This is a genomic window from Mesorhizobium sp. B1-1-5, from assembly GCF_006443065.1.
Lineage (GTDB): Bacteria > Pseudomonadota > Alphaproteobacteria > Rhizobiales > Rhizobiaceae > Mesorhizobium.
Window position 1 is genome coordinate 104,344 of record NZ_VFWS01000006.1, and the last position, 21,385, is coordinate 125,728.

Sequence of the window (21,385 nt, forward strand, 5' to 3'; positions counted from 1 at the left end):
TGATGTCGTCCGAAAACCGCTCCACATTTTTCGGCATCATGCTCTAGACCTCGAGCATGACCTTGATGGCGCGGCGCTCGTCCATGGCGCGGTAGCCTTCGGCCACCTCGGCCAGCGGCAGCTTGAGGTCGAAGACCTTGCCTGGCTTGATGCGGCCTTGCAGTACGCGCTCCATGAGGTCGGGCAAGAAGCGGCGCACCGGCGCGGGGCCGCCCAGCATGCGCTTCTGGCCGAAGAAGAGTTTCTGGCCATCGAAGCTTACGCCATGCGGCACGCCGACATAGCCGATCGTGCCGCCGGGCCGCGAGCAGGCCAGCGCCTGCTCGAAGGATTCCGCCGTCCCGACGCATTCCAACACCGAATCCGCACCCACGCCCTTGGTGAGCTCCTTGATGCGCGCAATCCCTTCCTCGCCGCGTTCGGCCACGATGTCGGTCGCGCCGAACTCGTGCGCGAGTTTCTGGCGGCTCGGGTGGCGGCTCATGGCGATGATGCGCGCGGCGCCCGTCTCCTTGGCCGCAAGCACGCCCATCAGGCCGACCGCGCCGTCGCCGACGACCACGACCGTCGAGCCTTCGCGAACCTCGGCGGCATCGGCGGCGTACCATCCGGTGCCGAGAACGTCCGACACCGCCAACAGGTCGGGAATAAGCTCGGCCGGCGGAACCTCGGACGTCGCCACCAGCGTCCCATCGGCCAGCGGCACGCGGGCATAAGGCGCCTGGGCACCGCTCATGAACTCACGCTGCTCGCAGGACGACTGGAAGCCGAAGCGGCAATGCGGGCAGGTGTTGTCGGAGAGGCAGAAGGAGCCGACGACGAACTGTCCTGGGCGAACCGTACGGACTTCGCTGCCCACCTCAACCACGATGCCGCAATACTCATGACCCATGTGCTGCGGCCCGTCGACCGGCTGCAGCCCCCGATAGGGCCAGAGATCCGAGCCGCAGATGCAGCTCGCCGACAGCTTGATGATGGCGTCGGTCGGGCGCAGGATTTTCGGGTCGGCGACGTCCTCGCAGCGGATGTCGCCGGGCTTGTGAAGAATGGTTGCGAGCATTTTCTTGCTTTCCTTTCGTCGATCGGGTCAGGCGCCGTAATCGGCGTCGCTGACATGTTCCAGCCAATCCACGACCTTGCCGTCCTTGACCTCCTGGAGGGCAATGTGGGTCATGGCGGTTTCGGGGGATGCGCCGTGCCAGTGCTTCTCGCCGCGCGCGAACCAGATGACGTCGCCCGGTCGGACCTCCTCGATCGGACCGCCCTCGCGCTGCACGCGGCCGAGGCCGGAGACGACGATCAGCGTCTGCCCCAGTGGATGCGTGTGCCAGGCGGTGCGGGCGCCGGGCTCAAAAGTCACCTGCGCGCCCTGCACCCGGGCGGCATCGAAGGGATTGAAGAGCGGATCGACCCGCACCGCGCCGGTGAACCAGTCGGAGGGGCCCTTGCCGGAAGGCCGAGAGCCTGCGCGAAGAATGTTCATGGTGATCTCCTTTGCGTCGTCAGATGCGTTCCATGTGAAGCGGGAACTCGCCGCGCCGCCGCGGCTCGTCGTCGAGCCCTCCAGGCATTTCGCTGGCGGCCATATAAATCACCGGCACTATCCGGATTAGCCGTTGCAATCTGCATGGACTTATCCATTCTTGATATGAATTGATGAATGGTGGCCTTGAGACGCCGCGTCTTGAGCGAGCGGCTGAGCCAGGATGGTGCCCATGCAGCGCGAGGTTCTGAAGGATTTGCTGTGGTTCCTGACGGTGGCCAGGGAGCGCAGCTTCACCAGGGCGGCGGCCGAGCTAGGCACGTCGCAATCGACGCTCAGCCATACGATCAAGCAATTGGAGGCACGGCTCGGCGTGCGGTTGCTCACCCGCACGACGCGCAGCGTTGCGCCGACGGAAGCGGGTGAGCGGCTCTACCAGTCGCTCGTCCCGCGATTCGAAGGCATAGAGTCCGACCTGTCGAGCCTGGTGGCTTTCCGCGACAGGCCCGCGGGCACGGTGCGCATCACGCTGTCCGACCATGCGCTGCGGATGATCGTCTGGCCGAGGCTGCGGCCGATGCTGCGCGACTATCCCGACATGCGCGTCGAGCTCTACAGCGACAATGGCATGCGCAACATCGTCGAGGAGCGCTTCGACGCCGGCGTGCGGCTCGGCGAGAGCGTCGACAAGGACATGATCGCGGTGCGCATCGGCCCCGACTGGCGGCTGGTAGCCGTCGCTTCGCCGGATTATTTTTCGCGCCGCTCCATCCCGAGGACACCGCAGGACCTGGTCGCGCATGACTGTATCTGCCTGCGGCAGACGACGCTCGGCGGGCTCTATGCCTGGGAGTTCGAGAAAAAGGGCCGCGAGCTCAGGGTCCGGGTGGAGGGCCAACTTACCTTCAACACGACCATCCCCATGGTCGATGCGGCGCTGAACGGATACGGCATAGCCTATGTCCCGGAAGACCTCGTCAGCCAGCATGTAGCCGAGGGCCGGCTGAGACTCGTGCTCGACGATTGGAGCCTGCCCTTCCCGGGCTACCACCTCTACTACCCAAGCCGGCGCCAGCTCTCGCCGTCGATGGCGGTGATCGTCGCGGCGCTTCGGCATCGAAGCTGATCCAGGCCTGCCGCAGGCACATTCAGCCCGTAGCAAACCACCACGTGGCGCGCCACCCATTGATAGATTGCGTTCGGCTTCTAACTGAATTATAGATGTCGTACGTAATCTAAAATATGGAGATCGATGATGCGCGTGAGCCGCATTCAGGCTGAGCAGAACCGGCAAACCGTGATCGATGTCGCAAGCCGGCTTTTTCGGGAGCACGGTTTTGACGGTATCGGCCTTAAGGACCTGATGAAGGGCGCCGGGCTGACCCAAGGCGCTTTCTACAAGCAGTTCGCATCAAAGGAGGACCTTGCGGCGCAAGCTTCCAGGCGCGCGATGGAGAGCGCTGCCGACAGATGGACGGCGGCGACCGCAGCGAATCCCGGCGATCCGCTTGGGGCGGTGATCGAGTTCTACCTCAGCATGGGCCATCGCGAGGAAAGGATGGACGGCTGCCCGGTCGCGGCGCTCGGGTCGGATGCGGCCAGACAGGGGACCGAGGTGAAAGCGTCGTTCGAAGTGGGGATCAAAGCATACCTTGAAGTGCTCGGCAGGATGATTGCCAGGACTGAGATCGAGGAGACCGGTGAAAAAGCCATGGCCGTCCTCTCGACGATGGTCGGTGCGGTGGTTCTCTCGCGCATCGTCAATGATCCCGACCTCGCCCAGGCCTTTCTGGATGCAGCGGCCGAACAGGTTCGCGACACCGTCACCGTTTGACCGGCGCGGGCTGGTCACTCAGATCGATAGGAGAATAGATGCGACGGATTGTTGTCACGGGCATGGGCGCGGTCACGCCCCTTGCCGCAAATATCGAGACGTCGTGGTCGCGTCTCCTGGCCGGCCGCTCGGGCATTCGAAGGCTTCCTGAGGACATGGTGGAAGCCCTGCCGACAAAGATCGGCGGAACGGTTCTTTCCCTGGAGGAGGATCCCGAAGCCGGCCTTGATGCGAATGCCTTCCTGGCGCCGAAGGATCAGCGCAAAATCGATCGCTTCATTCTTTTCGCGCTGGCGGCGGCGGAAGAGGCGCTTGCCCATGCGGGATGGAAGCCGGAGTCGGAAAGGGATCGGCTTCGCACCGCGACGATCATTGCTTCAGGCATCGGAGGGTTCCCCGCCATAACCGAGGCGGTGCGGACCGTCGACCAGCGCGGCGTTCGACGTCTTTCGCCGTACACGGTGCCGTCTTTCCTGGTGAACCTCGCCGCCGGCCACATCACGATCCGTTACGGCTTCAAGGGCCACATCGGCGCGCCGGTAACGGCGTGCGCCGCCGGCATCCAGGCGATCGGCGATGCGGCGCGCATCATCCGTGCCAATGAAGCCGACATCGCCGTGTGCGGCGGCACCGAAGCCTGCATGAACGTCGTCAGCCTGGGCGGCTTCGCCGCGGCGCGCTCGCTTTCAACCTCCTTCAATCACCGTCCCGATCAGGCCTCGCGTCCGTTCGACATGACGCGGGATGGTTTCGTCATGGGCGAAGGCGCCGGCATCCTGGTCATCGAGGAATTGGGCCATGCGCTGGCGCGCGGCGCGAAACCGCTCGCCGAGGTCGTCGGCTACGGCACGACGGCGGATGCCCATCACGTCACGTCCGGTCCCGAGGATGGGGATGGTGCGCGCCGCGCCATGGAGATCGCGATCACCCAGGCCGGCATTTCAGCGCGCCAGATCCGCCATCTCAACGCGCACGCGACCTCCACGCCGGTGGGCGATCTGGGAGAAATCGAGGCGATCAAAACCGTCTTCGGCACGGATTTCTCCATAGCCGTCAGCGGAACGAAGTCGGCGACCGGACATCTGCTCGGAGCCGCCGGCGGGATTGGCGCGATCTTCACCATCTTGGCGCTGAGGGACCAAATGGCGCCGCCGACCCTCAATTTGAGCGCCCCCGATCCGGCCGGCGACGGAATAGACTTCGTCGCAAACCGGGCCCGGCCGATGGAGATGGACTACGCGATCGCCAACGGCTTCGGCTTCGGCGGCGTCAACGCCAGCGCGCTGTTCCGGCGCTGGGACGGACATGGCGTGAACGGGTCGAGCCGCTCGTGATTGACGCTCTTTGCTCCAGCCTTTCCTGCTTTTCCAGTCCAACCCAAAGAAAGTGATCTCCATGAATAGGACCAATCCTGGTGTCGCCATCGTCACAGGGGCATCCAGCGGCATCGGGCACGCAACGGCCAAGGCCCTGCAGAGCGCCGGCTTTCGCGTGTTCGGAACGAGCCGTCGCGCGGTCTCCAAGAAAACCGACGGCATTACCATGCTGACGTGCGACGTGACCGATGATGCGTCCGTGGCGAAGCTGGTCGATGAGGTGCTGGCCGATGCCGGGCGCATCGACGTGCTGGTCAACAATGCCGGTATCGGCCTGCTCGGCGGCGCGGAGGAATCCTCGACTGCACAGGCCCAGGCTCTGTTCGACGTGAACGTCTTCGGTGTCATCCGGATGATCAACGCGGTGCTGCCGATCATGCGACGTCAAGGAGAGGGCAGGATCGTCAACTTGAGCTCAGTGCAGGGGTTCATCCCCGCCCCCTATTTCGCGCTTTATTCGTCGACCAAACATGCCGTTGAAGGCTATTCCGAATCGCTTGATCACGAAGTGCGGCCGTTCGGAATTCGCGTCGCATTGGTCGAGCCGGCCTATACCCGGACTTTGTTCGAAGACAATCTGGCCAGGCCGGACCAGGTGCTCGATGTCTATGACGCCGCGCGCGCCGGCATGACCACAGCCGTGCGGGAGGCGATGGAAAAAGGCGATACACCCGAAGTGGTGGCCAACACCGTTTTGGCGGCTGCGACCGATCCCGCTCCGAAGCGGCGCTATGCGGCGGGAAAGACAGCGCGCCAAGTCAGTTTCCTGCGCCGTTTCGTCCCCGCATCCGCATTCGACAAGAGCCTGCGAAAGCAGCTCGGGCTGCCGGCCTGACAACGGAGCCTTTCACCCCAGCCACCCTGCCTCCAGATCAAAGCGCCGGCAGCAGCGAGCGCCGAGAACGGGTGGCGGCCCGACTGATCCGCGAATTCGGACAACAGCCGGCAGCCGCGGCCGATCGCATAAAAGTCCAGGAAATTCGACCAATGCCGATCCGGCCAAACGCCGGGAACGCGTATCGCAGGCCAAACTCGACGATCGCCCGATAAAGACGCTTGACTCACCCTCCCCCTTACGGACAAGTTGCGTTGTCAGACATCTTACATACGAGAGGGAGGTTTCGTGAGGAGATTTATCGCTTGTTTCGCGCTGGCTGCCGGCGCGCTCGCATTTGCGTCGGCAGCGTGGGCGGGAGAAACCCTGGATCGCGTCACAACCAAGAAGGCCATGGTGGTCGCGACCAACAGCGGCTGGCCACCGCAGAGCTTTCTCGACGAGAGCAACCAGTTGGTCGGCTTCGACATCGACGTCTCGAAAGAGATCGCCAAGCGCCTCGGCGTCGAAGTCAGCTTCGAGACGCCCGATTGGGCAACTATGACCGGCGGCCACTGGCAGGGCCGTTATGATCTTGGCGTCGGCTCGGTGACGCCGACCAAGGCCCGGGCCAGGGTGATCGATTTCGCCGGCATCTATTATTACAGCCCTTATGTCTATGTGGTCCACAAGGACAGCAAGGCAAAATCGGTGGACGATCTGAACGGCAAGGTGATCGGCGTCGAGACCGCCACCACTTCGGAAGATTTCATCCGCCGCCAATTGGAGATCGACGCTCCAGGCCTTCCGCCAATCGAATACAAGCTGCAGCCTGGCGAAATCCGGACTTTCGCCGATTCCATGCTGCCCTTCGACGATTTGAGACTTGGGGACGGCGTGCGGCTCAACGCGGTCATCGCGCCCGAGCAGACCGCTCAAAACGCCATCAAGAACGGTTATCCGCTGCGCATCCTCGAGGGCGACTACGCCTTCCGCGAGCCGCTGGTGGTGATTGCCGACAAGGGCGATGCCGAGTGGACCACCAAGATCGGCGGCATCATCGACCAGTTGAAGAAAGACGGCACGCTCGCCACGCTGACCACCAAGTGGTACGGCAAGAACTACAGCGCCGATTGACGCTCATCGCGGGCGGCCCCTCAAGGCCGCCTGCTTCCGTCAGAACCTATCATGACTTATCCCGATACCTATTATCGCCGCACACTTGCCGACGAGAAAGTCAGACCACCGCTCGCGGGTCCGGCCGAATGCGACACGGTCATTGTCGGCGGCGGACTGGCCGGTCTGACGACGGCGCTGCAGCTGGCGCGCGCCGGGCAGCAGGTCGTGCTGCTCGAAGCCGAGAGCATCGGCTTCGGCGCCTCGGGCCGCAACGGCGGCTTCGTCAGCCCCGGCTTCGCGACCGGCAGCGACAAGATCGCCGCGATGGCCGGCGCGGCGGCGGCACGAGAGCTGCATCGGCTGTCGATCGAAGGCGTCGATTTCGTGCGGCAGACGATCAAGGATCTCGACATCACGGCAGCGAAGCCCCGCCCCGGAATCATGGGCGTGCTACGCCATGACGGCGGCGCCGAACTGAAGGCTCATGCAGAGAAACTGGCGCGGGATTTTGACTATCCGCTCGAATATCTCGAGCGCGACCAGGTGCGCGCTGTGCTGCGTTCCGAGCGCTACTACCAAGGCCTACGCGATGGCAACGCCTTCCACATGCATCCGCTGAACTATCTGCGCGCCATCGGGGCGGAGATCGAGCGGCTGGGCGGCAGGATTCACGAGGGCTCCAGCGCGATCGAGGCTAAACTCGATGGCCCGCACAAGACCCTACGCACCGCAAGCGGCGAAGTACGCGCGCGGCAAGCGGTGTTTGCCACCGGCGGCTATACAGGACCGCTGGTCGGTCGGCTGAAGCGGGCCATGTTGCCGATCTCGACCTATGTGATGCTGAGCGAGGAAGCCCCGGATCTCATCGCCGGCGCTATCGCGACGACGGATGCCGTCGGCGACAACCGCCGGGCCGGCGACTATTACCGCGTCGTGGAGGATGGAAAGCGGCTGCTCTGGGGCGGGCGCATCACTACGCGGGCCGCTTCGCCGGCGGCGCTGGCCAGGGAATTGCGCCGGGAGATGGTCGGAACCTACCCTCGGCTCGCTGCGCTCAAGACCGAACTCGCCTGGTCTGGGCTGATGGCCTACGCCCGCCACCTGATGCCTCAGATCGGGCAGTTGCAGCCAGGCGCCTGGTATCTCACCGCGTTTGGCGGGCACGGTATCAACACGACGGCCATAGCCGGCAAGGTGGTGGCCGAGGCGGTACTCGGCCAGTCGGACCGCCACCTTCTGTTCGCGCCGTTCGGACTGGCCTGGGCAGGCGGACCGGTGGGGCTTGCCGCGGCGCAACTCACCTATTGGAAGCTGCAGGCGCAAGATTGGTGGCGCGAACGCCCCCGCTAACCAGAAGGGATATCGACAGGTGATCGGCAGACTGCTGCTCAACTATCCGGACGCCACGCGCCGCATCGGCGTGTGCCTGGCGCTCGCCGCTTTCGCCGCGGGCCTCTACGGTCTCGGCATCAAGGCAGACTGGATCGGCAAGCTGATCCCGAGCTCGATCGACTGGCTTGCGGCCAATCCCGTGGTGGCGCGAGCCGTCTCGGCGGTGCTGATCGCGCTGATCGTGGCCGCCAACTGGAAGGCGCTACAGCAACTCGGGCGCAAGCAGCAGATCGTGGCGGTATGGATCGAGCTGTTCGTGCTGCTAATGCTGTTCTTCTATTCCTTTGACCTGTCCTTTTCTTTCATCGCCCGGAAGATCGGTTTCCTCATCTCGCAGGGCGTGGTGACCACGCTCTACATCTCCGCCATTTCGATCGCCATCGCGACAGTCATCGCCTTCATCGGCGCCATAGCCAAGCTCTCCAAGAACGGCATCGTCTATGGCCTTGCAACGTTCTACACTTCGCTGTTTCGCGGGCTGCCATTACTGATGCAGATCTACATCATCTATCTCGGCCTGCCGCAGGTCGGTTATGTGATCGGGGCCGTGCCTGCCGGGATTATGGCGCTGTCGCTTTGCTACGGTGCGTATATGACCGAGATTTTCCGCGCCGGCATCGAAAGCATCCCGCGCGGCCAGACGGAAGGCGCCACCGCACTTGGGCTCAGCCCCAACCAGACGATGTTCCTGGTGATCCTGCCGCAGGCGATGCGCGTCATCGTGCCGCCGACGGGCAATCAGTTCATCGCGATGCTGAAGGATTCCTCCCTGGTCTCGGTCGTCGGGGTCTGGGAGATCATGTATCTGGCGCGCACGCAGGGCCAGACCGAGTTCCGGCATATCGAGATGCTGATCACCGCCTCGATGATCTATTGGATTTTGTCCATCGGGCTCGAATTCCTGCAGTCCCGCATCGAGGAACGGTTCGGGCGATCGCTCAAACGCTGAGCTTCAATGCGGCATCCCCTCTTGGGGAAAGCCGCCCAGATGGCAGCAGGCAAGAGCGGCATGATCGCGGCCGCTTTCGAGGCACAGCAAGAGCGGCTTCCTCGCCAGCCAGGCATGCAGGAAACCGGCGATGAAACTGTCGCCGGCGCCGGTCGTGTCGACGACCTCGACCGGGCGGATGCCGGTCTCGGCGCGCTCGCGGGCCGTCAGCGCCATCGACCCCTCGGCACCGCGCATGACGACGGCGCAGCCTGCGCCGCGCGACAGGAGATCGGCGGCCATCGCTTCCGCCGCGTCCCAAGGCTGGCCGGTCGAGCAGAAAACTATGCTCAATCCCTCCACACCGAGATCGGCGGGATCGGCGTTGACCGAGATATCCTGCGAGACGCTGACGCCTGCCCGCGACAGGTGCCTACGCAAGGCGCCGCCATCGTCCAGCCAGCCGATATGGACGTGATCCATCGTCCCCAGGATCGCCAGTTCGGCCTCGTCCGGCGCAAAGCCGGCGCAGGCGCCGAAATCCTCGGCGGCAATCAAACGCTCGCCCGACGGCAAGACTTTGATGTCGGTCCAGGCGGTGTTGCGCTGGTCTACGCGCAGGTGCTTGACCGCCACCCGATTGGCTTCGAGCACAGCGCGGGTGCGTTCGCCCTCGGCGTCGCGGCCGACCGCGCCGAAATAGAAGCTGTTATGGCCAAGCCACGCGAGCTGGACGGCAACGTTGAGCGCGTTGCCGCCGACCAGCGAGCGGCCGATCGGCGCTCCGAGGCGGTCGATGCAGTTGTCACCGACGGCGGCAAATCGAAGGCTGCTCATATCCTGCGCTGCACGATCAAGCTGACGCCGAGAGCTAAGCTCAATAGGCAACGCGCTTATAGTAGCGGCGCGTCGTCAGCGGGTGGTTACGGATCACCTCGAGATGCGCGCTGACCCGTTCGAGGGCGGTCGCGAGCACGATCGGCGAAACCAGCGCGCGCACATCCGGCGAAATGCCGGGCAATTCAAAATCGGCGGTGTCGAGCACCGTCAACTTGTCCGTATAGGTAGGGGTGAATTTCTCGACGCGATCGGCCAGCGGCCGCGCGCTGTCCTCGCCCTTGAGGAGCACCACGCTGACATCTTTGTCTACCAGCTCCAGGGTGCCATGGAAAAAGTCTGAAGCATGCACGGGGCGGGTCCGGATCCACTGCATCTCCTCCAGGATGCACATGCCGTAATACCAGGCCTGCGGCCAGACATTCCCAGCGCCGGTTATGATGTGATAGTCGGAGGCGGCCAGTTTTTGCGCGAAGCCGGCGGCTTCCTGTTCATAGTTCTGCTTCACCTCCAGCAACAGTCGCGGCAACTGCTCCAGTTCGGCGAAAATCCGTTCGGATTCGGCGAGCTCGCCGCGATGCTTCAGCGCTGCAAGCGCGATGAAGAGCGACTGGAGATAGAAGGACTCGCAGGACGTGTCGTCCTCGGCGAAGTTGACGAAGACATGGTCCCCGCCCTTGCCGAGCGGCGTCTCCTCATGTCCGACCAGCGTGATCACCATCGCCCCGACGTCCTTGATCCGGGACAGCAGTGCCACGCTTTCCTTCGTGGTGCCGGAGAGCGAGGGCAACACGACGATCGATTTGTCGGTCAGGTGCACGGATTGGACAAGCTGCAGCTCGGCGGTGATGTCGACGAAGGCCGGAAAGCCAGATCGGCGCTGCAGCAATTGCGCCGCCGGATGCATCAGGATCGCTGCACCGCCGGTGCCGAGAAAGAAGATGTTTTGCGCCTCGGCGGCGAGGCACTGCGCCACAACGGCTTCAATGCGCTCGCGCAAGGCCACCGCCCCCGATTGGATGCGCATAAACCGGGCTTCATCGAAATTGAGCATCGTTCCCTCGATCAATTCAGTTGTAAGACAACTGACATCTGCAGCAGCACATTTCAAGAGAAATTTTGCGGATAGGTTCCCATACGTTGCCTATACGACATGCGATCGCCACGGCATGCCTCCGCTTGACCTGAGCGCGATTGTCCGACAACAAAAGGAGAGTTGGCACAATGGGGAAGAGGGACGTGGACGAGCCGCTTCGGGATGCGCGCACATTGGCGGTTCAGCTGCGCGACCGCATGGCCGACCTCATCAGGACCGAAGGGCTCAAGCCCGGCGACCGGCTGCCAACGGAATCCCAGCTGACGCAGCGCTTCCGCATCTCGCGCCCTGCCCTGCGCGAAGCGCTGAAGCTTCTCGAACAGGACGGCATCATCTCCGTCACTCATGGTCTCGGCCGCTTCGTGACCGCGAACTCCGCCGTCCAGGTCGACCGTCCGATCACGGTGTTCGAGAGCGTGACCGACATGTCGCGCCACTACGGCTACAGTACCGTCAACAAGGTTCTTTCCATCGCCGAGGAAACGCCCGATCCATTGATACAGCAGCAATTGCGGCTAGCGGACGGAGAGCGCGTCATCCGGCTTGAACGGCTGCGATTGCACAACGATGTGCCCCTCATCTATTCGCTCGACTACGTACCGCGCAGCTTTTTGCCGGGGCGCCTTTTCGACATCGAATGGAGCGGCTCGCTGCTCGCCCTGCTGGAAAAGCACCGCCATCAGCCGCGTATGTCGTCCGCCTCCGTTGCAGCCGTGACGCTGCCCGACGAAATCGTGCAGCGCAACGACTTGCGCGACTTTGGGCCAGCCCTGCTCATTACGGAAACCTGTTTCGATGGGACAGGAACCCCGGTCGTCCATGCCGCCGTCTATCACCGCGGCAGCCAATTCGCCTTCAGCTTCGCACGAAAGTGAACGCTCAAATGGTGGCAATGACCAGTGTCAGGTGCCTTGCAGATATCGAGGGCCGTGACTAGCGCGGAAAATCATGGGCTATTTCGGATACGCGCAGTCCGAGCGCCCGGCGGGTATCGATCACCAGACCTAAGCGTAGTCGAGAAGCGACCCTTTGCGCTGGTACGGATCGCACGCCGCGGATTGAGAAGCAGCGGCCTGTGCCGACGCGTTGGCGAGCGCCCGCGCCTGCCATGAAATGAGCAACACCTTCAGCATGGATTTTGGCGAGCCCAACGGGCCACTAATCAGCAGCGAGCGCGGAGAGAACTGGTGGCGGCTCGCTTGGTCCGCGAGTTCGCACAGAATGTGGGGCCAGCGCCCGCCAACGACATGGAAATTCGAGAACTCCGACCAACGATAGTAATGGCGGCTCCGGAAGGATCGGTATTCTAGGCCGTCAAGGCTGAGTACAAGCACACGGCGCGGCAATTGATAAAGGGCGCCTATCGCGCAGCACAAACCAAAGAGGCACACAACAACGATCTGGAGCAGGTCCCAGTCGCCGCGCCTGATGCTGATGACCGCCCCACCGAAAGTAGGCAAGCATCCGAACAAAATCAGCACGGCGCAAAAGAAAACCCGCTGCCATAACGGCGCGCTGACCACCACCGGTCCCGGGAATTGCGCGAGCCAACGATCGGTTTTTTGTTGCGAATACGCACTGGCTATCGTCCAGCCGAACAGGAGAAGCGACACCAACAGCATGAACAGCGCATTCCTGTCCGAACCTCCGGACGCGACGATCCAGATGGCGGCGGCGACGGCCAGGACCGACAGGCAGAGGCCAAACAGGAAACCGAGAGCATTCATCGTCGCCTAAACTAGGCTTTCAGGCGCTAAGGCTTGGTTTCCTGTAAGGATGTGCCGGAGCGGATGCGGGCGGGCGTTGAGATCAGCGCGGGAGCAGTCGGGAGACCTTGAGCCGCGGCGCGAAGAAACAGCGCAGATAGGGCTGGTTGGTTATGACGTAATGGTTCTCGCAGATATGGTAGCGACCGTCTGGCGATTCCTGCACGCGGTCTCGCGGGATGTTGAAGCCATCGGGAAGATAGACATAGCCGCCGTCGGCCCCGGATTGCACGGCAGACTCGGGGATGGGGCGACAATCCGTGCCGCCGCAACATTTGAAGTTGGTTACCGGGTCGACCTTGTTTTCGTACCAGTCATGAGCATCGGCGCCTGTCGCGGCGACAATCCACATGGCTGTGACGATGACCCTTCGCATGGCGTTCCTCGACGGTGCGGAGGCGCTGCTCATTCGAGCATCATCTATATTAGCGTTCCGCTGGAAACGCCATTGGCCGGCGAAAGTGTGGAAGGCGGCGCCCGGCCTTTTGGGTGGCAATAGGTGAAGCCGGAACCTTCAAATCGAGGTCCGGCTCTACCGCTCACACCAGCCTTTGCCCGCCGTCGATGTGGATGGTCTCGCCGGTCATGAACTCGTTCTGCATCAGATAGAGATAGGCCGGCGCGATATCGGCGGGCCTGGCGATCTTTCCAGCCGGCAGTCGGGCGCCCATCTGCTCGAAATAGCCTGATTTGGCGACGCCGACGATCTCGTCCCACATTTCGGTATCCACCCAACCGGGCGAGACGATGTTGACGCGGGTTGGCGCAAGTTCCAGCGCCAGGGCCCGGGCGAAATAGGTGAAGGAACCGGCGACCGCCGAAACGACCGAGCCGCCGGGAACCGGCGGGCGGTCCTTGTTGATGCCGGAGGTGAAGATTATCGAGCCAGCCTTGTTCAGCGTGCGCACGGCGTGCTTGGCCAGCATCACCGCACCGATCAACTTGCCGTCGACAAATTGGCGCACGAAATCCATATCGGTCTCGCCGATCGGATAATTGGGCGGCGGCGTGCCGGCCGTCGCCACCAGATGATCGAAAGCGCCGGCTTGCTCGAACAAGCCGGACAATTCGGCCTCATTGGCCATGTCGGCGGCGATGCCCGTCACGCGCCCTGCCCCGCCGAGCCGCTTTTCGGCGGCCTTCAGCTTTTCGGCCGAACGGCCGGCGATCACCACCTCCGCGCCGCTTTCAAGCGCCGCTGCCGCGACGCCGAAACCGATGCCGGAGCTGCCGCCGACGACAATGATCTTCTTTCGATTGAGCGATGACATGGGGAGACTGGTCATGGGGGTCTTCTCCGTCCTTCCAATGATGGGTTCAAAATCAGGCGCGGCCGGCGTGGGCTGCTTCGATATCGGCGAGGATGATCTTCTTCATCGAATACATCGCCTGACGCGCCCGGTCGGCCTTGGCGCGGTCGGGGTCGTCCATCAGGCGCAGCGCCGGTTCGGGAATGACCTGCCAATAGACGCCAAACTTGTCCTTCAGCCAGCCGCAGGGCTGCTCCGAGCCGCCGCCGGCGGTCAGCGCGTTCCAAAAATAATCGGTTTCGGCCTGGTCCTTGGTTTCGATGTAGAGCGAAATCCGCTCGTTGAAGGGCGGCACGCCGCCGGCGTTGAGCGCGGTGAAGCGCTGGCCTTCGAGCTCGAAATCGAAGATCGCATGCGGCTTGTCGGTGAACTCGATGGTCCGCAGCGCGCGGCTGTTCTTGAAGACCGAGAGATAGAAATCTCGCGCGGCTTCGGCATCGAGGTTGAACCAGAGGAAGGGATGAACGGTGGCCATGATGTCCTCGCAGGTCTGATCTTAAGTGAGTATTGATCACAAATTCTGTGAGGATTTTTGATTGGAAAAGGCTCGACGGACAAACCAAAATTTGGCAAGTATTTGTTACCATAACTCACAAATGGCTTTGTCGTCATGGCCCGCAGACTGCCGCCGCTCAACGCCTTGCCGGCCTTCGAGGCCGCTGCACGGCATTTGAATTTTTCGCGGGCCGCCGACGAGCTCAACCTCACCCATGGCGCGATCAGCCGCGCCGTGAAGCATCTCGAGGACCAGCTTGGTGTGCAGCTTTTCGAGCGAGCGACGCGCTCGGTGCGGCTCACTCCCGTCGGGGAGCCCTACGCGGTCGCCGTGCGCGAGGCGCTCGACCAGCTCGCGCTGGCGACGCAAACCGCGACCTCGCGCCATTCGGGCTCGACGCTCAACGTCAGCACCTCGGATGGCTTCGCCGGAAAATGGCTGGTGCCGAGGCTCTACCGCTTTCATCGCGCGCATGGCGATATCGACGTGCGCGTCTCGACCACCGGGCGACTGACCAATTTCCGCGGCGACGGCATCGACGTCGCCATCCGCTACGGCGCCGGCCACTATCACGGGCTGACGTCGGAATTTCTCACCGGCGAGGAAGTCTTTCCGGTCTGCAGTCCGAAGCTTCTGGAAGGGCCGCATCCGCTCAAGCACCCGCAGGACCTCAAGCACCACACGCTGATCCGCGACGGATACCGCATCGACTGGGCCGCGTGGCTGGCCAGCGCCGGCGTCGAAGGCGTCGACCCGAATAGCGGGCTCACTTTCGATTCAGCCACTTTCGCGGTGGAGTCGGCCGTGCAGGGCGAAGGCGTGGTGCTCGGCCGCACCATGCTCGTCTCCGCCGACCTCGCCACCGGCAGGTTGGTACGACCCTTCGACCATGCGCTGAAGGCGGTCTCCAGTTTCTATCTGGTCTATCCGCCGGAAGCGATCCGCCAACGCAAGGTGAAGGCGTTTCGCGATTGGCTGTTTTCGGAGATCGAGCCGAGCTGAAGCAAAGGCTTGCCGAAATCCCCAGCCTTGCGAAGACGCGCCGATTGCGCGATGCTGCGCAACCATGGCTGGCGAGTATCTGGACCACAAATTGGAATGCCCGTTTTGCGGCACCATCCGTTTGCAAATTCCGGCCGATGCTCAACCCGAAACGGCGATCCATTGCGCCGAGTGCGGCAAATATCTCGGCTCATGGGATGAGCTTCAAACCGATTTCGAGCTCCAGGGCGGTACCGACGGCGTGTTCCGGCTGGATAAGGGCCGTATCCAGAAGCTTAATTCCAGCCGATGATTAGCCGCTGCTGACGCAGCCGCCCGGGCTCGGAAAAGCGGCCAACAGGGCAACCGACGGCATGGGCGGGGGGTTTGGGGAGCCGCCGGTTACCAGGACGAGGGGCCATGAAATAAGAAAATGCGCAGGCCCTGACACCATAATGCCAGTTCTCTGCGTTCATGGGAACTGGTTTCCAGCTTAAAATTCAAACGTATATGAGGGAAAGCGCACACTCGTGATGATCTTCGCGCGGCTCCTCACGACAGGAACCACATCGGCCGTGCCGCGTCATAGAGACAGGCTCTTGCCGCGATCCTGGAGTGACGTCGATGATCAGGCTGCTTGTTATCGCTGGATTGGCACTGGCGCTCGCATGCGGCGGGACGCTGGCAGCCAAGCTCGACCTCGCCGCTGTCAACCAGGCGCAATTCAGCGAGGGCGAGCCGAAGGGCATCGATCCGATGGTGCTCAGAGCGCAGATCCTTCTCGATCGCGCCCGCTTCTCCCCCGGCCTGATCGACGGCCGCCTTTCCGACAATTTCTCCAAGGCCGTCGCGGCCTACCAGGCGGCCAACGGACTGCCCTCCGACGGCAAGCTCACCCGCGAGACCTGGGACAAGCTCGCGGCGACTTTCGCCGGGCCGGTGCTGGTAAACTACGAGGTCACGGCCAAGGATCTGCGCGGGCCGTTCACCAGGCGCATCCCTGCCCGCATGGAGCGGATGGCGCATCTGAAGCGGCTCGGCTATCGCAATGCGCGGGAAAAACTTGCGGAGCGCTTCCATGTCAGCGAACAGTTGCTGAGGCTGCTCAATCCCAAAGCCGGTTTCAGGAAGGCCGACACCACATTGGTGGTGCCCGATGTCGGCCGTGGCGATCCTCCCGCGGCCGTCGCCAGCGTCGAGGTCGACAAGGGCACCCGTCAGGTGCGCGCGCTCGATGCGTCGGGCAAAGCGCTCGCGGTCTATCCTGCCTCGATCGGCAGCGAGGAAAAGCCGGCGCCGAGCGGCATGGCGGAGGTCAAGCGCGTGGTGCACAATCCGACCTATCGATACAATCCGAAATTCGCCTTCAAGGGCGTCAAGAGCAAGCGGCCCTTCACCATCGCCAAGGGGCCGAACAATCCGGTCGGATCGGTGTGGATCGATCTCTCGATCGAGAGCTACGGCATTCACGGCACGCCTGACCCAGGCAAGATCGGCACCACCTTCTCGCATGGCTGCATCCGGCTGACCAACTGGGACGCCGAGGCCCTCGCCGCCATGGTCAAGCCGGGCACCAAAGTCGACTTCAAGGACGAGACGGCGCAGGACGGGCAAGTGCAGTGAGATGCCGGCAGGTCGCGATCCGCCGAGCCGCACCGCTGCATAAGCCCAATTTATCGTCATCCTCAGTTTTTCAGAACGTTACACCGCCTTGCCTCGCCTGTAGCTTCGACAGCGCGGTTTGGAGAATGGTCCGGATTTGGTGGTTCGATGCAAGCACATGCGCGGGTGGTGATCGTCGGCGGCGGATGCGTCGGCGCGGGTATTCTTTATGGCCTGGCCAAGCGCGGCTGGACGGATGTCGCGCTGCTCGAGCGCACGCAGCTCACCGCCGGCTCGACCTGGCACGCGGCGGGGCTGATCCCGTCCTATTCCCGCAACATCAATGTCGGGCGGATGATCAAAAAGACGATCGAAATCTATGAGGGCCTAGAAGCGGAGACCGGGCAGCCGGTCGGATGGCACAAATGCGGACAGTTGCGCATCGCCAATTCGAGAGACCGGCTCGACGAGTTCAAGAGCTATATGAGCGTGGCCGAGGTGCAGGGTATGCGGGCGCAATTGCTTACCCCCGACGAGGCGCGCAAGCTCTGGCCGCTGCTCGACAACAAGGACATGCTGGGCGCGCTCTACCATCCCGATGACGGCCATATCGCGCCGGCCGACGTGACGCATGCCATGGCCAAGGGCGCGCGGGATCTCGGCGCAAAAGTCTATCTCAACGCCGAGGTCACAGGCTTCACGCGGACCGCTTCCGGCGAATGGCTGGTCGAGACCAACCAGGGCGACATCACCTGCGAGCATGTGATTTGCGCCACCGGCAATTACGCGCGCCAGACCGGCGCGCTGCTTGGCTTGGAGATCCCGGCGATCCCCATCCTGCACCAGTACTGGATCACCGAAGCGGTGCCGGAAGTGGTGGAGCGCAAGCGCGCGGGCCGCCCCGAAATGCCGATCCTGCGCGACGAAGGTTTCGAGGGCTATCTGCGCGAGGAAGGCGACGGGCTGCTGTTCGGGCCCTATGAGCGCACCGAACACCTGAAACTCTTCGCGGAGGATGGCGTGCCGTCCTGGTTCGGCGCCGACCTGCTGGAAGAGGATTTCGAGGCGGTGTCGTGGAACTGGGAGCAGGCGCTGCAGCTGGTACCTGCGCTCGGGCGCGTCGGCATCAAGGCCAATGTGCGTGGCCCGTTCCAGATGACGGCGGACGAGCTGCCCTTGATGGGACAGGCCTGGGGCCTGCCCAATGTCTGGCTGGCCGAAGGCGTGCCGGGCGGCGTCCTGTGGGGCGGAGCGATCGGCTACTATTTGTCGGAGCGGATCGTCGAAGGCGGCAACAGTATCGATACATCCGATCTCGACCCGCGCCGCTTCGGCGACTACGCCAACAAGGAATGGACGCGCGAGAAGGTGCGCGAGGCGTGGGGCACGCATGCCGAGCAGAAATACCCGGGACAGGACATGCCCGCCGCGCGGCCGCAGAAGACCGCGCCCTCCTATGACCGGCTGACGGAACTGGGAGCGGTTTGGGGCGTGCTCAATGGCTGGGAGATGCCCAACTGGTTCGCGCGCGACGGAGTCAAGGCCAAGGACCAATATAGCTGGCGCTGGACGCCCAAGGGAAACCTCGTCGGCGAGGAAGTGCAGGCGGTGCGCAACGCCGTCGGGCTGGTCGAGATGACGCCTATGACCAAGTTCGAAGTGTCAGGTCCGAGCGCGGCCGCCTGGCTGGACCGGATCATCGCCAACCGCCTGCCGGCCGTCGGCAAGGTGACGCTGGCGCATCAGCTGACGGCCAACGGCGGCGTGCAGGCGGAGTATATGGTGGCGCGGCTTGGCGAGGACCTGTTCTACCTGATCTCGACGCCGCGCGCCGAACGCTGGAACTTCGATGATCTTTCCAGACTGCTTCCCGCCGACGGCAGCGTATACTTGAAGAACGTCACCAACGACCGCGGCTGCTTTACCGTCGTCGGACCCAAGGCGCGCGAGGTGCTGCAGCCGCTGACCGAGATTGACCTTTCCAACGAAAATTTTCCGTGGTTCGGCGTCAAGACCGGCAGCGTCGCCTTGGCAAGCGACGTGCGGCTGCTGCGGGTGAACTATGAGGGCGAGCTCGGCTGGGAACTCTATCACCCCCTGCCCTACCAGCGGCGATTGCTCGACGCGATCCTCAAGGAAGGCGAGAAGCACGGCATGCGGCTGGTCGGGCTGCACGCGCTGGAGTCGCTCAGGCTCGAGAAATCCTATCGCGCCATGCATCGCGACATGAACCCGGAGCTCAACGCGCTGGAGAGCGGGCTGGAGCGCTTCATCCGCCTCGACAAGGGCGACTTCGTCGGCCGTGACGCGGTTCTGAAATACAAGGAGCGCAACGACCAGCGCCGATCCGTGACGCTCAGGATCGACACCGACGGCGCCAGCACGCTTGCCAATGAAGGACTCTACACAGCGACGGCGCGCTGATCGGGCGCATCACGTCGGGCGGCTACGGCTACGCGCTCGGGCATGACGTGGCGCTGGCGCTGCTGCCCGAGCGGTTTTCGAAACCCGGCACCAAGCTCGACGTCGCGATCCTGGGCGACTGGAAGGTCGCCGAGGTGATCGCGGATTCGCCTTACGATCCGACCTCGGCCAGGGCGCGGATGTAATAGGTAGGGCCTGCAAAGGCCCCGTTGCCGACGTGTCCTTCGGAGGGAAGCCCGTATGCGTATCGATCGGATCAACGTCTATTCGGCGCAATTGCCGGTCAAAGGCGGCGTCTACCGCATGGCCAGGGCCGATGTGGAGGCGCTGGACTCGACGCTGGTCGAGATCGTTACCGATGACGGTTTTGCCGGATGGGGCGAGACCTGTCCGATCGGCCCGGTCTACCAGCCGCATCATGCGCTGGGCGCCCGCGCCGCGATCGCCGAAATCGCCCCGGGGCTGATCGGTTCGGAGATCGCCTCGATCAGACTTCTGGCCAAGCAGATGGACGAGCGGCTCAACGGCCACGGTTATGCCAAGGCCGCTTTCGACATAGCGTTCCTCGACCTGCTCGGCCAAAAACTCGGCGTGCCGGTCTCGACGCTGCTGGGCGGCGCGCTGACCGACCGCGTGCCGGCCTATTATTCGCTGATCGTCGGCCCGCCGGAGGAGACGGCGAGGATCGCCGCCGACAAGGTGAGCGCCGGTTACCCGCGCCTGCAGGTGAAGATCGGCGGGCGCAATCTCGAAGAAGACGTCGCCGTCGTCCACAAGGTCTGGGAAGCGGTCGGCTACACGGCTCGGCTAGCGGTCGACGGCAACCGGGGCCTGACGGTGGCCGCAGCGATCCATCTTGACCGGCTCTGCCAGCAAATTCCCTTCGTCTTCGAGCAGCCCTGCAACACGATGGACGAGATCGCGACGCTGAAAGGCCGCATGACACATCCGGTTTATCTCGACGAAAGCACCGAGGATCAGAACGCCGTGCTGCGGGCGATCTCGCTGGGCATCGCCGATGGCTTCGGCTTCAAAGTGACACGTCTGGGTGGCCTGACGAAGATGACGACCGTGCGCGATCTTTGCGCCATCCGCTCGCTGCCGCACAGTTGCGACGACGCCTGGGGCGGCGACATCATCGCGGCGGCCTGTGTGCATCTGGCCGCGACCGTCGAGCCGCGCCGCATGGAGGGCGCCTGGATCGCCCAGGAATACATCAAGGGCCATTTCGACCAGAAACAGCCGGTCATCATCAAGCAAGGGCACATCGCCGTGCCGCAGCGGCCGGGGCTGGGCGTGAAGCCGGAGCCCGGCATGTTCGGCAAAGCGGTGGCGATATACGGACGGTAACACTAGGCGCAAATCTGCGCGGTGGAGGCCGAAATTGTGCCGGCGATCACTTCGTGGACGACGCGGATCGTTCCGCCCTGTCCTGCGTTCTAGTGACACGCAAGGAGGAACGGCGATGGACGACGATCGGACCGAAAAGATCAGGCAGCGTGCCTATGAGATCTTTCAGCGCGAGGGCGGCATCCTTGGCAATCATGAACGGCACTGGCATCAGGCGGAGATGGAGATCGACCGCGAGGCCGCCCTGCCACTGACGGCAGGCGATGCGCTGCCAGAAACGCGCGAGATCGACAGCGCCGATGTGCTGACGGTGGAGGCGCTTGCGATGCGCACCGGCATTTCGGGCGATGAGGCGCAAGAGCTGCTCGACCGGCTGGGCAACGACCGCGCTGCGATCGAGCAAGCGGCGCGCGATCTGCAGGCACGCAAGCGCGGTGTCGATTAGTGGCACTGCACTGAGATTTTGACCGGTCGGCTCTGTTTGCGTTGGCAGGTGTACGCGTTGGAGATTGGCCGAAACGCCCATCGCGATCGTCATTCTAGGGCGAAGCAGGAGCGAAGCGACGCGGCGCAGACC

Annotated in this window: 23 protein-coding genes; 15 read left to right on the forward strand and 8 right to left on the reverse strand. The window is 63.4% G+C overall.

From position 1 onward, the window contains the following. Positions 1-43: 43 nt before the first annotated feature. Complete coding sequence (locus tag FJ980_RS04420; RefSeq protein WP_140541717.1) at positions 44-1,060, reverse strand: zinc-dependent alcohol dehydrogenase family protein; 1,017 nt, start codon at positions 1,058-1,060, stop codon at positions 44-46. A 27-nt stretch (positions 1,061-1,087) separates the two neighbouring features. Beyond that, positions 1,088-1,483 (reverse strand): cupin domain-containing protein, encoded by a 396-nt coding sequence (locus tag FJ980_RS04425; protein ID WP_140541718.1) that lies wholly within the window; start codon positions 1,481-1,483, stop codon positions 1,088-1,090. A gap of 232 nt (positions 1,484-1,715) precedes the next feature. On the opposite strand from FJ980_RS04425, the gene FJ980_RS04430 reads away from it, so the two are divergent. From FJ980_RS04430 to FJ980_RS04460, 7 genes are all read left to right on the forward strand, one after another. Next, positions 1,716-2,609, forward strand: a complete 894-nt coding sequence (locus FJ980_RS04430; protein WP_140541719.1) for a LysR family transcriptional regulator — start codon at positions 1,716-1,718, stop codon at positions 2,607-2,609. A gap of 129 nt (positions 2,610-2,738) precedes the next feature. Continuing rightward, entirely contained in the window at positions 2,739-3,317 is a 579-nt protein-coding gene (locus FJ980_RS04435) for a TetR/AcrR family transcriptional regulator (protein WP_140541750.1), read from the forward strand. A gap of 38 nt (positions 3,318-3,355) precedes the next feature. Next, positions 3,356-4,651: a beta-ketoacyl-ACP synthase II gene (gene fabF / locus FJ980_RS04440; RefSeq protein WP_140541720.1), complete on the forward strand. Its 1,296-nt coding sequence runs from the start codon at positions 3,356-3,358 to the stop codon at positions 4,649-4,651. A gap of 61 nt (positions 4,652-4,712) precedes the next feature. Beyond that, positions 4,713-5,528 (forward strand): oxidoreductase, encoded by an 816-nt coding sequence (locus tag FJ980_RS04445; RefSeq protein ID WP_140541721.1) that lies wholly within the window; start codon positions 4,713-4,715, stop codon positions 5,526-5,528. 288 nt (positions 5,529-5,816) lie between these two features. Beyond that, positions 5,817-6,644, forward strand: a complete 828-nt coding sequence (locus FJ980_RS04450) for a transporter substrate-binding domain-containing protein (protein WP_140541722.1) — start codon at positions 5,817-5,819, stop codon at positions 6,642-6,644. Positions 6,645-6,695: 51 nt separating this feature from the next. Then, entirely contained in the window at positions 6,696-7,976 is a 1,281-nt protein-coding gene (locus tag FJ980_RS04455) for an FAD-binding oxidoreductase (protein WP_140541723.1), read from the forward strand. 19 nt (positions 7,977-7,995) lie between these two features. Then, positions 7,996-8,967: an amino acid ABC transporter permease gene (locus FJ980_RS04460; RefSeq protein WP_140541724.1), complete on the forward strand. Its 972-nt coding sequence runs from the start codon at positions 7,996-7,998 to the stop codon at positions 8,965-8,967. A gap of 3 nt (positions 8,968-8,970) precedes the next feature. Here FJ980_RS04460 and FJ980_RS04465 read toward each other — a convergent pair whose 3' ends face one another. Together FJ980_RS04465 and FJ980_RS04470 are read right to left on the reverse strand one after the other, a co-directional pair. Then, positions 8,971-9,783: a PfkB family carbohydrate kinase gene (locus FJ980_RS04465; RefSeq protein WP_140541725.1), complete on the reverse strand. Its 813-nt coding sequence runs from the start codon at positions 9,781-9,783 to the stop codon at positions 8,971-8,973. 40 nt (positions 9,784-9,823) lie between these two features. Further along, the gene (locus tag FJ980_RS04470) at positions 9,824-10,837 is read right to left on the reverse strand and encodes an SIS domain-containing protein (RefSeq protein WP_140541726.1); all 1,014 of its coding nucleotides are present in this window, start codon (positions 10,835-10,837) and stop codon (positions 9,824-9,826) included. Between the two features lie 185 nt (positions 10,838-11,022). On the opposite strand from FJ980_RS04470, the gene FJ980_RS04475 reads away from it, so the two are divergent. Then, positions 11,023-11,754, forward strand: coding sequence for a GntR family transcriptional regulator (locus FJ980_RS04475; RefSeq protein ID WP_140541727.1), 732 nt, complete (start codon positions 11,023-11,025; stop codon positions 11,752-11,754). A gap of 129 nt (positions 11,755-11,883) precedes the next feature. Here the strand turns inward: FJ980_RS04475 and FJ980_RS04480 are convergent, their stop codons facing one another. The 4 genes from FJ980_RS04480 to FJ980_RS04495 all read right to left on the reverse strand — a co-directional run bounded on the left by FJ980_RS04480 (position 11,884) and on the right by FJ980_RS04495 (position 14,430). Beyond that, a complete protein-coding gene (locus FJ980_RS04480; RefSeq protein WP_140541728.1) occupies positions 11,884-12,606 on the reverse strand; it encodes a hypothetical protein in 723 nt (240 codons plus the stop codon). A gap of 82 nt (positions 12,607-12,688) precedes the next feature. Next, positions 12,689-13,054, reverse strand: coding sequence for a hypothetical protein (locus tag FJ980_RS04485; RefSeq protein WP_140541729.1), 366 nt, complete (start codon positions 13,052-13,054; stop codon positions 12,689-12,691). A 130-nt stretch (positions 13,055-13,184) separates the two neighbouring features. Continuing rightward, positions 13,185-13,931, reverse strand: coding sequence for an SDR family oxidoreductase (locus FJ980_RS04490; RefSeq protein ID WP_140541730.1), 747 nt, complete (start codon positions 13,929-13,931; stop codon positions 13,185-13,187). 37 nt (positions 13,932-13,968) lie between these two features. Continuing rightward, positions 13,969-14,430, reverse strand: a complete 462-nt coding sequence (locus tag FJ980_RS04495; protein ID WP_140541731.1) for a VOC family protein — start codon at positions 14,428-14,430, stop codon at positions 13,969-13,971. 135 nt (positions 14,431-14,565) lie between these two features. Between FJ980_RS04495 and FJ980_RS04500 the strand changes: the two genes are divergently transcribed. The 7 genes from FJ980_RS04500 to FJ980_RS04525 all read left to right on the forward strand — a co-directional run bounded on the left by FJ980_RS04500 (position 14,566) and on the right by FJ980_RS04525 (position 21,253). Next, positions 14,566-15,453: a transcriptional regulator GcvA gene (locus FJ980_RS04500; protein ID WP_140541732.1), complete on the forward strand. Its 888-nt coding sequence runs from the start codon at positions 14,566-14,568 to the stop codon at positions 15,451-15,453. A gap of 64 nt (positions 15,454-15,517) precedes the next feature. Beyond that, positions 15,518-15,745 (forward strand): hypothetical protein, encoded by a 228-nt coding sequence (locus FJ980_RS04505; protein WP_140541733.1) that lies wholly within the window; start codon positions 15,518-15,520, stop codon positions 15,743-15,745. Positions 15,746-16,056: 311 nt separating this feature from the next. Continuing rightward, positions 16,057-17,055 carry a L,D-transpeptidase gene (locus FJ980_RS04510; RefSeq protein ID WP_140541734.1) on the forward strand — a complete coding sequence of 333 codons (999 nt, stop codon included), beginning with the start codon at positions 16,057-16,059 and terminating at the stop codon, positions 17,053-17,055. A 147-nt stretch (positions 17,056-17,202) separates the two neighbouring features. After that, on the forward strand, positions 17,203-19,458 hold the full coding sequence (locus FJ980_RS04515; protein WP_246676307.1) for an FAD-dependent oxidoreductase: 2,256 nt from the start codon (positions 17,203-17,205) through the stop codon (positions 19,456-19,458). An 8-nt stretch (positions 19,459-19,466) separates the two neighbouring features. Then, on the forward strand, positions 19,467-19,643 hold the full coding sequence (locus tag FJ980_RS35260) for a glycine cleavage T C-terminal barrel domain-containing protein (RefSeq protein WP_246676309.1): 177 nt from the start codon (positions 19,467-19,469) through the stop codon (positions 19,641-19,643). Positions 19,644-19,698: 55 nt separating this feature from the next. After that, positions 19,699-20,808: a mandelate racemase/muconate lactonizing enzyme family protein gene (locus tag FJ980_RS04520; protein WP_140541735.1), complete on the forward strand. Its 1,110-nt coding sequence runs from the start codon at positions 19,699-19,701 to the stop codon at positions 20,806-20,808. Between the two features lie 115 nt (positions 20,809-20,923). Further along, the gene (locus FJ980_RS04525) at positions 20,924-21,253 is read left to right on the forward strand and encodes a DUF2934 domain-containing protein (protein WP_140541736.1); all 330 of its coding nucleotides are present in this window, start codon (positions 20,924-20,926) and stop codon (positions 21,251-21,253) included. Positions 21,254-21,385: the final 132 nt, after the last annotated feature.

Bases quoted from the DNA above. Each gene is read 5' to 3' on its own strand.
- FJ980_RS04420 (WP_140541717.1), bottom strand. From the start codon at position 1,060: ATGCTCGCAACCATTCTTCACAAGCCCGGCGACATCCGCTGCGAGGAC.
- FJ980_RS04510 (WP_140541734.1), top strand. From the start codon at position 16,057: ATGATCAGGCTGCTTGTTATCGCTGGATTGGCACTGGCGCTCGCATGC.
- FJ980_RS04480 (WP_140541728.1), bottom strand. From the start codon at position 12,606: ATGAATGCTCTCGGTTTCCTGTTTGGCCTCTGCCTGTCGGTCCTGGCC.
- FJ980_RS04425 (WP_140541718.1), bottom strand. From the start codon at position 1,483: ATGAACATTCTTCGCGCAGGCTCTCGGCCTTCCGGCAAGGGCCCCTCC.
- FJ980_RS04445 (WP_140541721.1), top strand. From the start codon at position 4,713: ATGAATAGGACCAATCCTGGTGTCGCCATCGTCACAGGGGCATCCAGC.
- FJ980_RS04500 (WP_140541732.1), top strand. From the start codon at position 14,566: ATGGCCCGCAGACTGCCGCCGCTCAACGCCTTGCCGGCCTTCGAGGCC.
- FJ980_RS04455 (WP_140541723.1), top strand. From the start codon at position 6,696: ATGACTTATCCCGATACCTATTATCGCCGCACACTTGCCGACGAGAAA.
- FJ980_RS04435 (WP_140541750.1), top strand. From the start codon at position 2,739: ATGCGCGTGAGCCGCATTCAGGCTGAGCAGAACCGGCAAACCGTGATC.
- FJ980_RS04465 (WP_140541725.1), bottom strand. From the start codon at position 9,783: ATGAGCAGCCTTCGATTTGCCGCCGTCGGTGACAACTGCATCGACCGC.
- FJ980_RS04520 (WP_140541735.1), top strand. From the start codon at position 19,699: ATGCGTATCGATCGGATCAACGTCTATTCGGCGCAATTGCCGGTCAAA.
- FJ980_RS04430 (WP_140541719.1), top strand. From the start codon at position 1,716: ATGCAGCGCGAGGTTCTGAAGGATTTGCTGTGGTTCCTGACGGTGGCC.
- FJ980_RS04505 (WP_140541733.1), top strand. From the start codon at position 15,518: ATGGCTGGCGAGTATCTGGACCACAAATTGGAATGCCCGTTTTGCGGC.
- FJ980_RS04490 (WP_140541730.1), bottom strand. From the start codon at position 13,931: ATGACCAGTCTCCCCATGTCATCGCTCAATCGAAAGAAGATCATTGTC.
- FJ980_RS04470 (WP_140541726.1), bottom strand. From the start codon at position 10,837: ATGCTCAATTTCGATGAAGCCCGGTTTATGCGCATCCAATCGGGGGCG.
- FJ980_RS04515 (WP_246676307.1), top strand. From the start codon at position 17,203: ATGCAAGCACATGCGCGGGTGGTGATCGTCGGCGGCGGATGCGTCGGC.
- FJ980_RS04525 (WP_140541736.1), top strand. From the start codon at position 20,924: ATGGACGACGATCGGACCGAAAAGATCAGGCAGCGTGCCTATGAGATC.
- fabF (WP_140541720.1), top strand. From the start codon at position 3,356: ATGCGACGGATTGTTGTCACGGGCATGGGCGCGGTCACGCCCCTTGCC.
- FJ980_RS04495 (WP_140541731.1), bottom strand. From the start codon at position 14,430: ATGGCCACCGTTCATCCCTTCCTCTGGTTCAACCTCGATGCCGAAGCC.
- FJ980_RS04485 (WP_140541729.1), bottom strand. From the start codon at position 13,054: ATGAGCAGCGCCTCCGCACCGTCGAGGAACGCCATGCGAAGGGTCATC.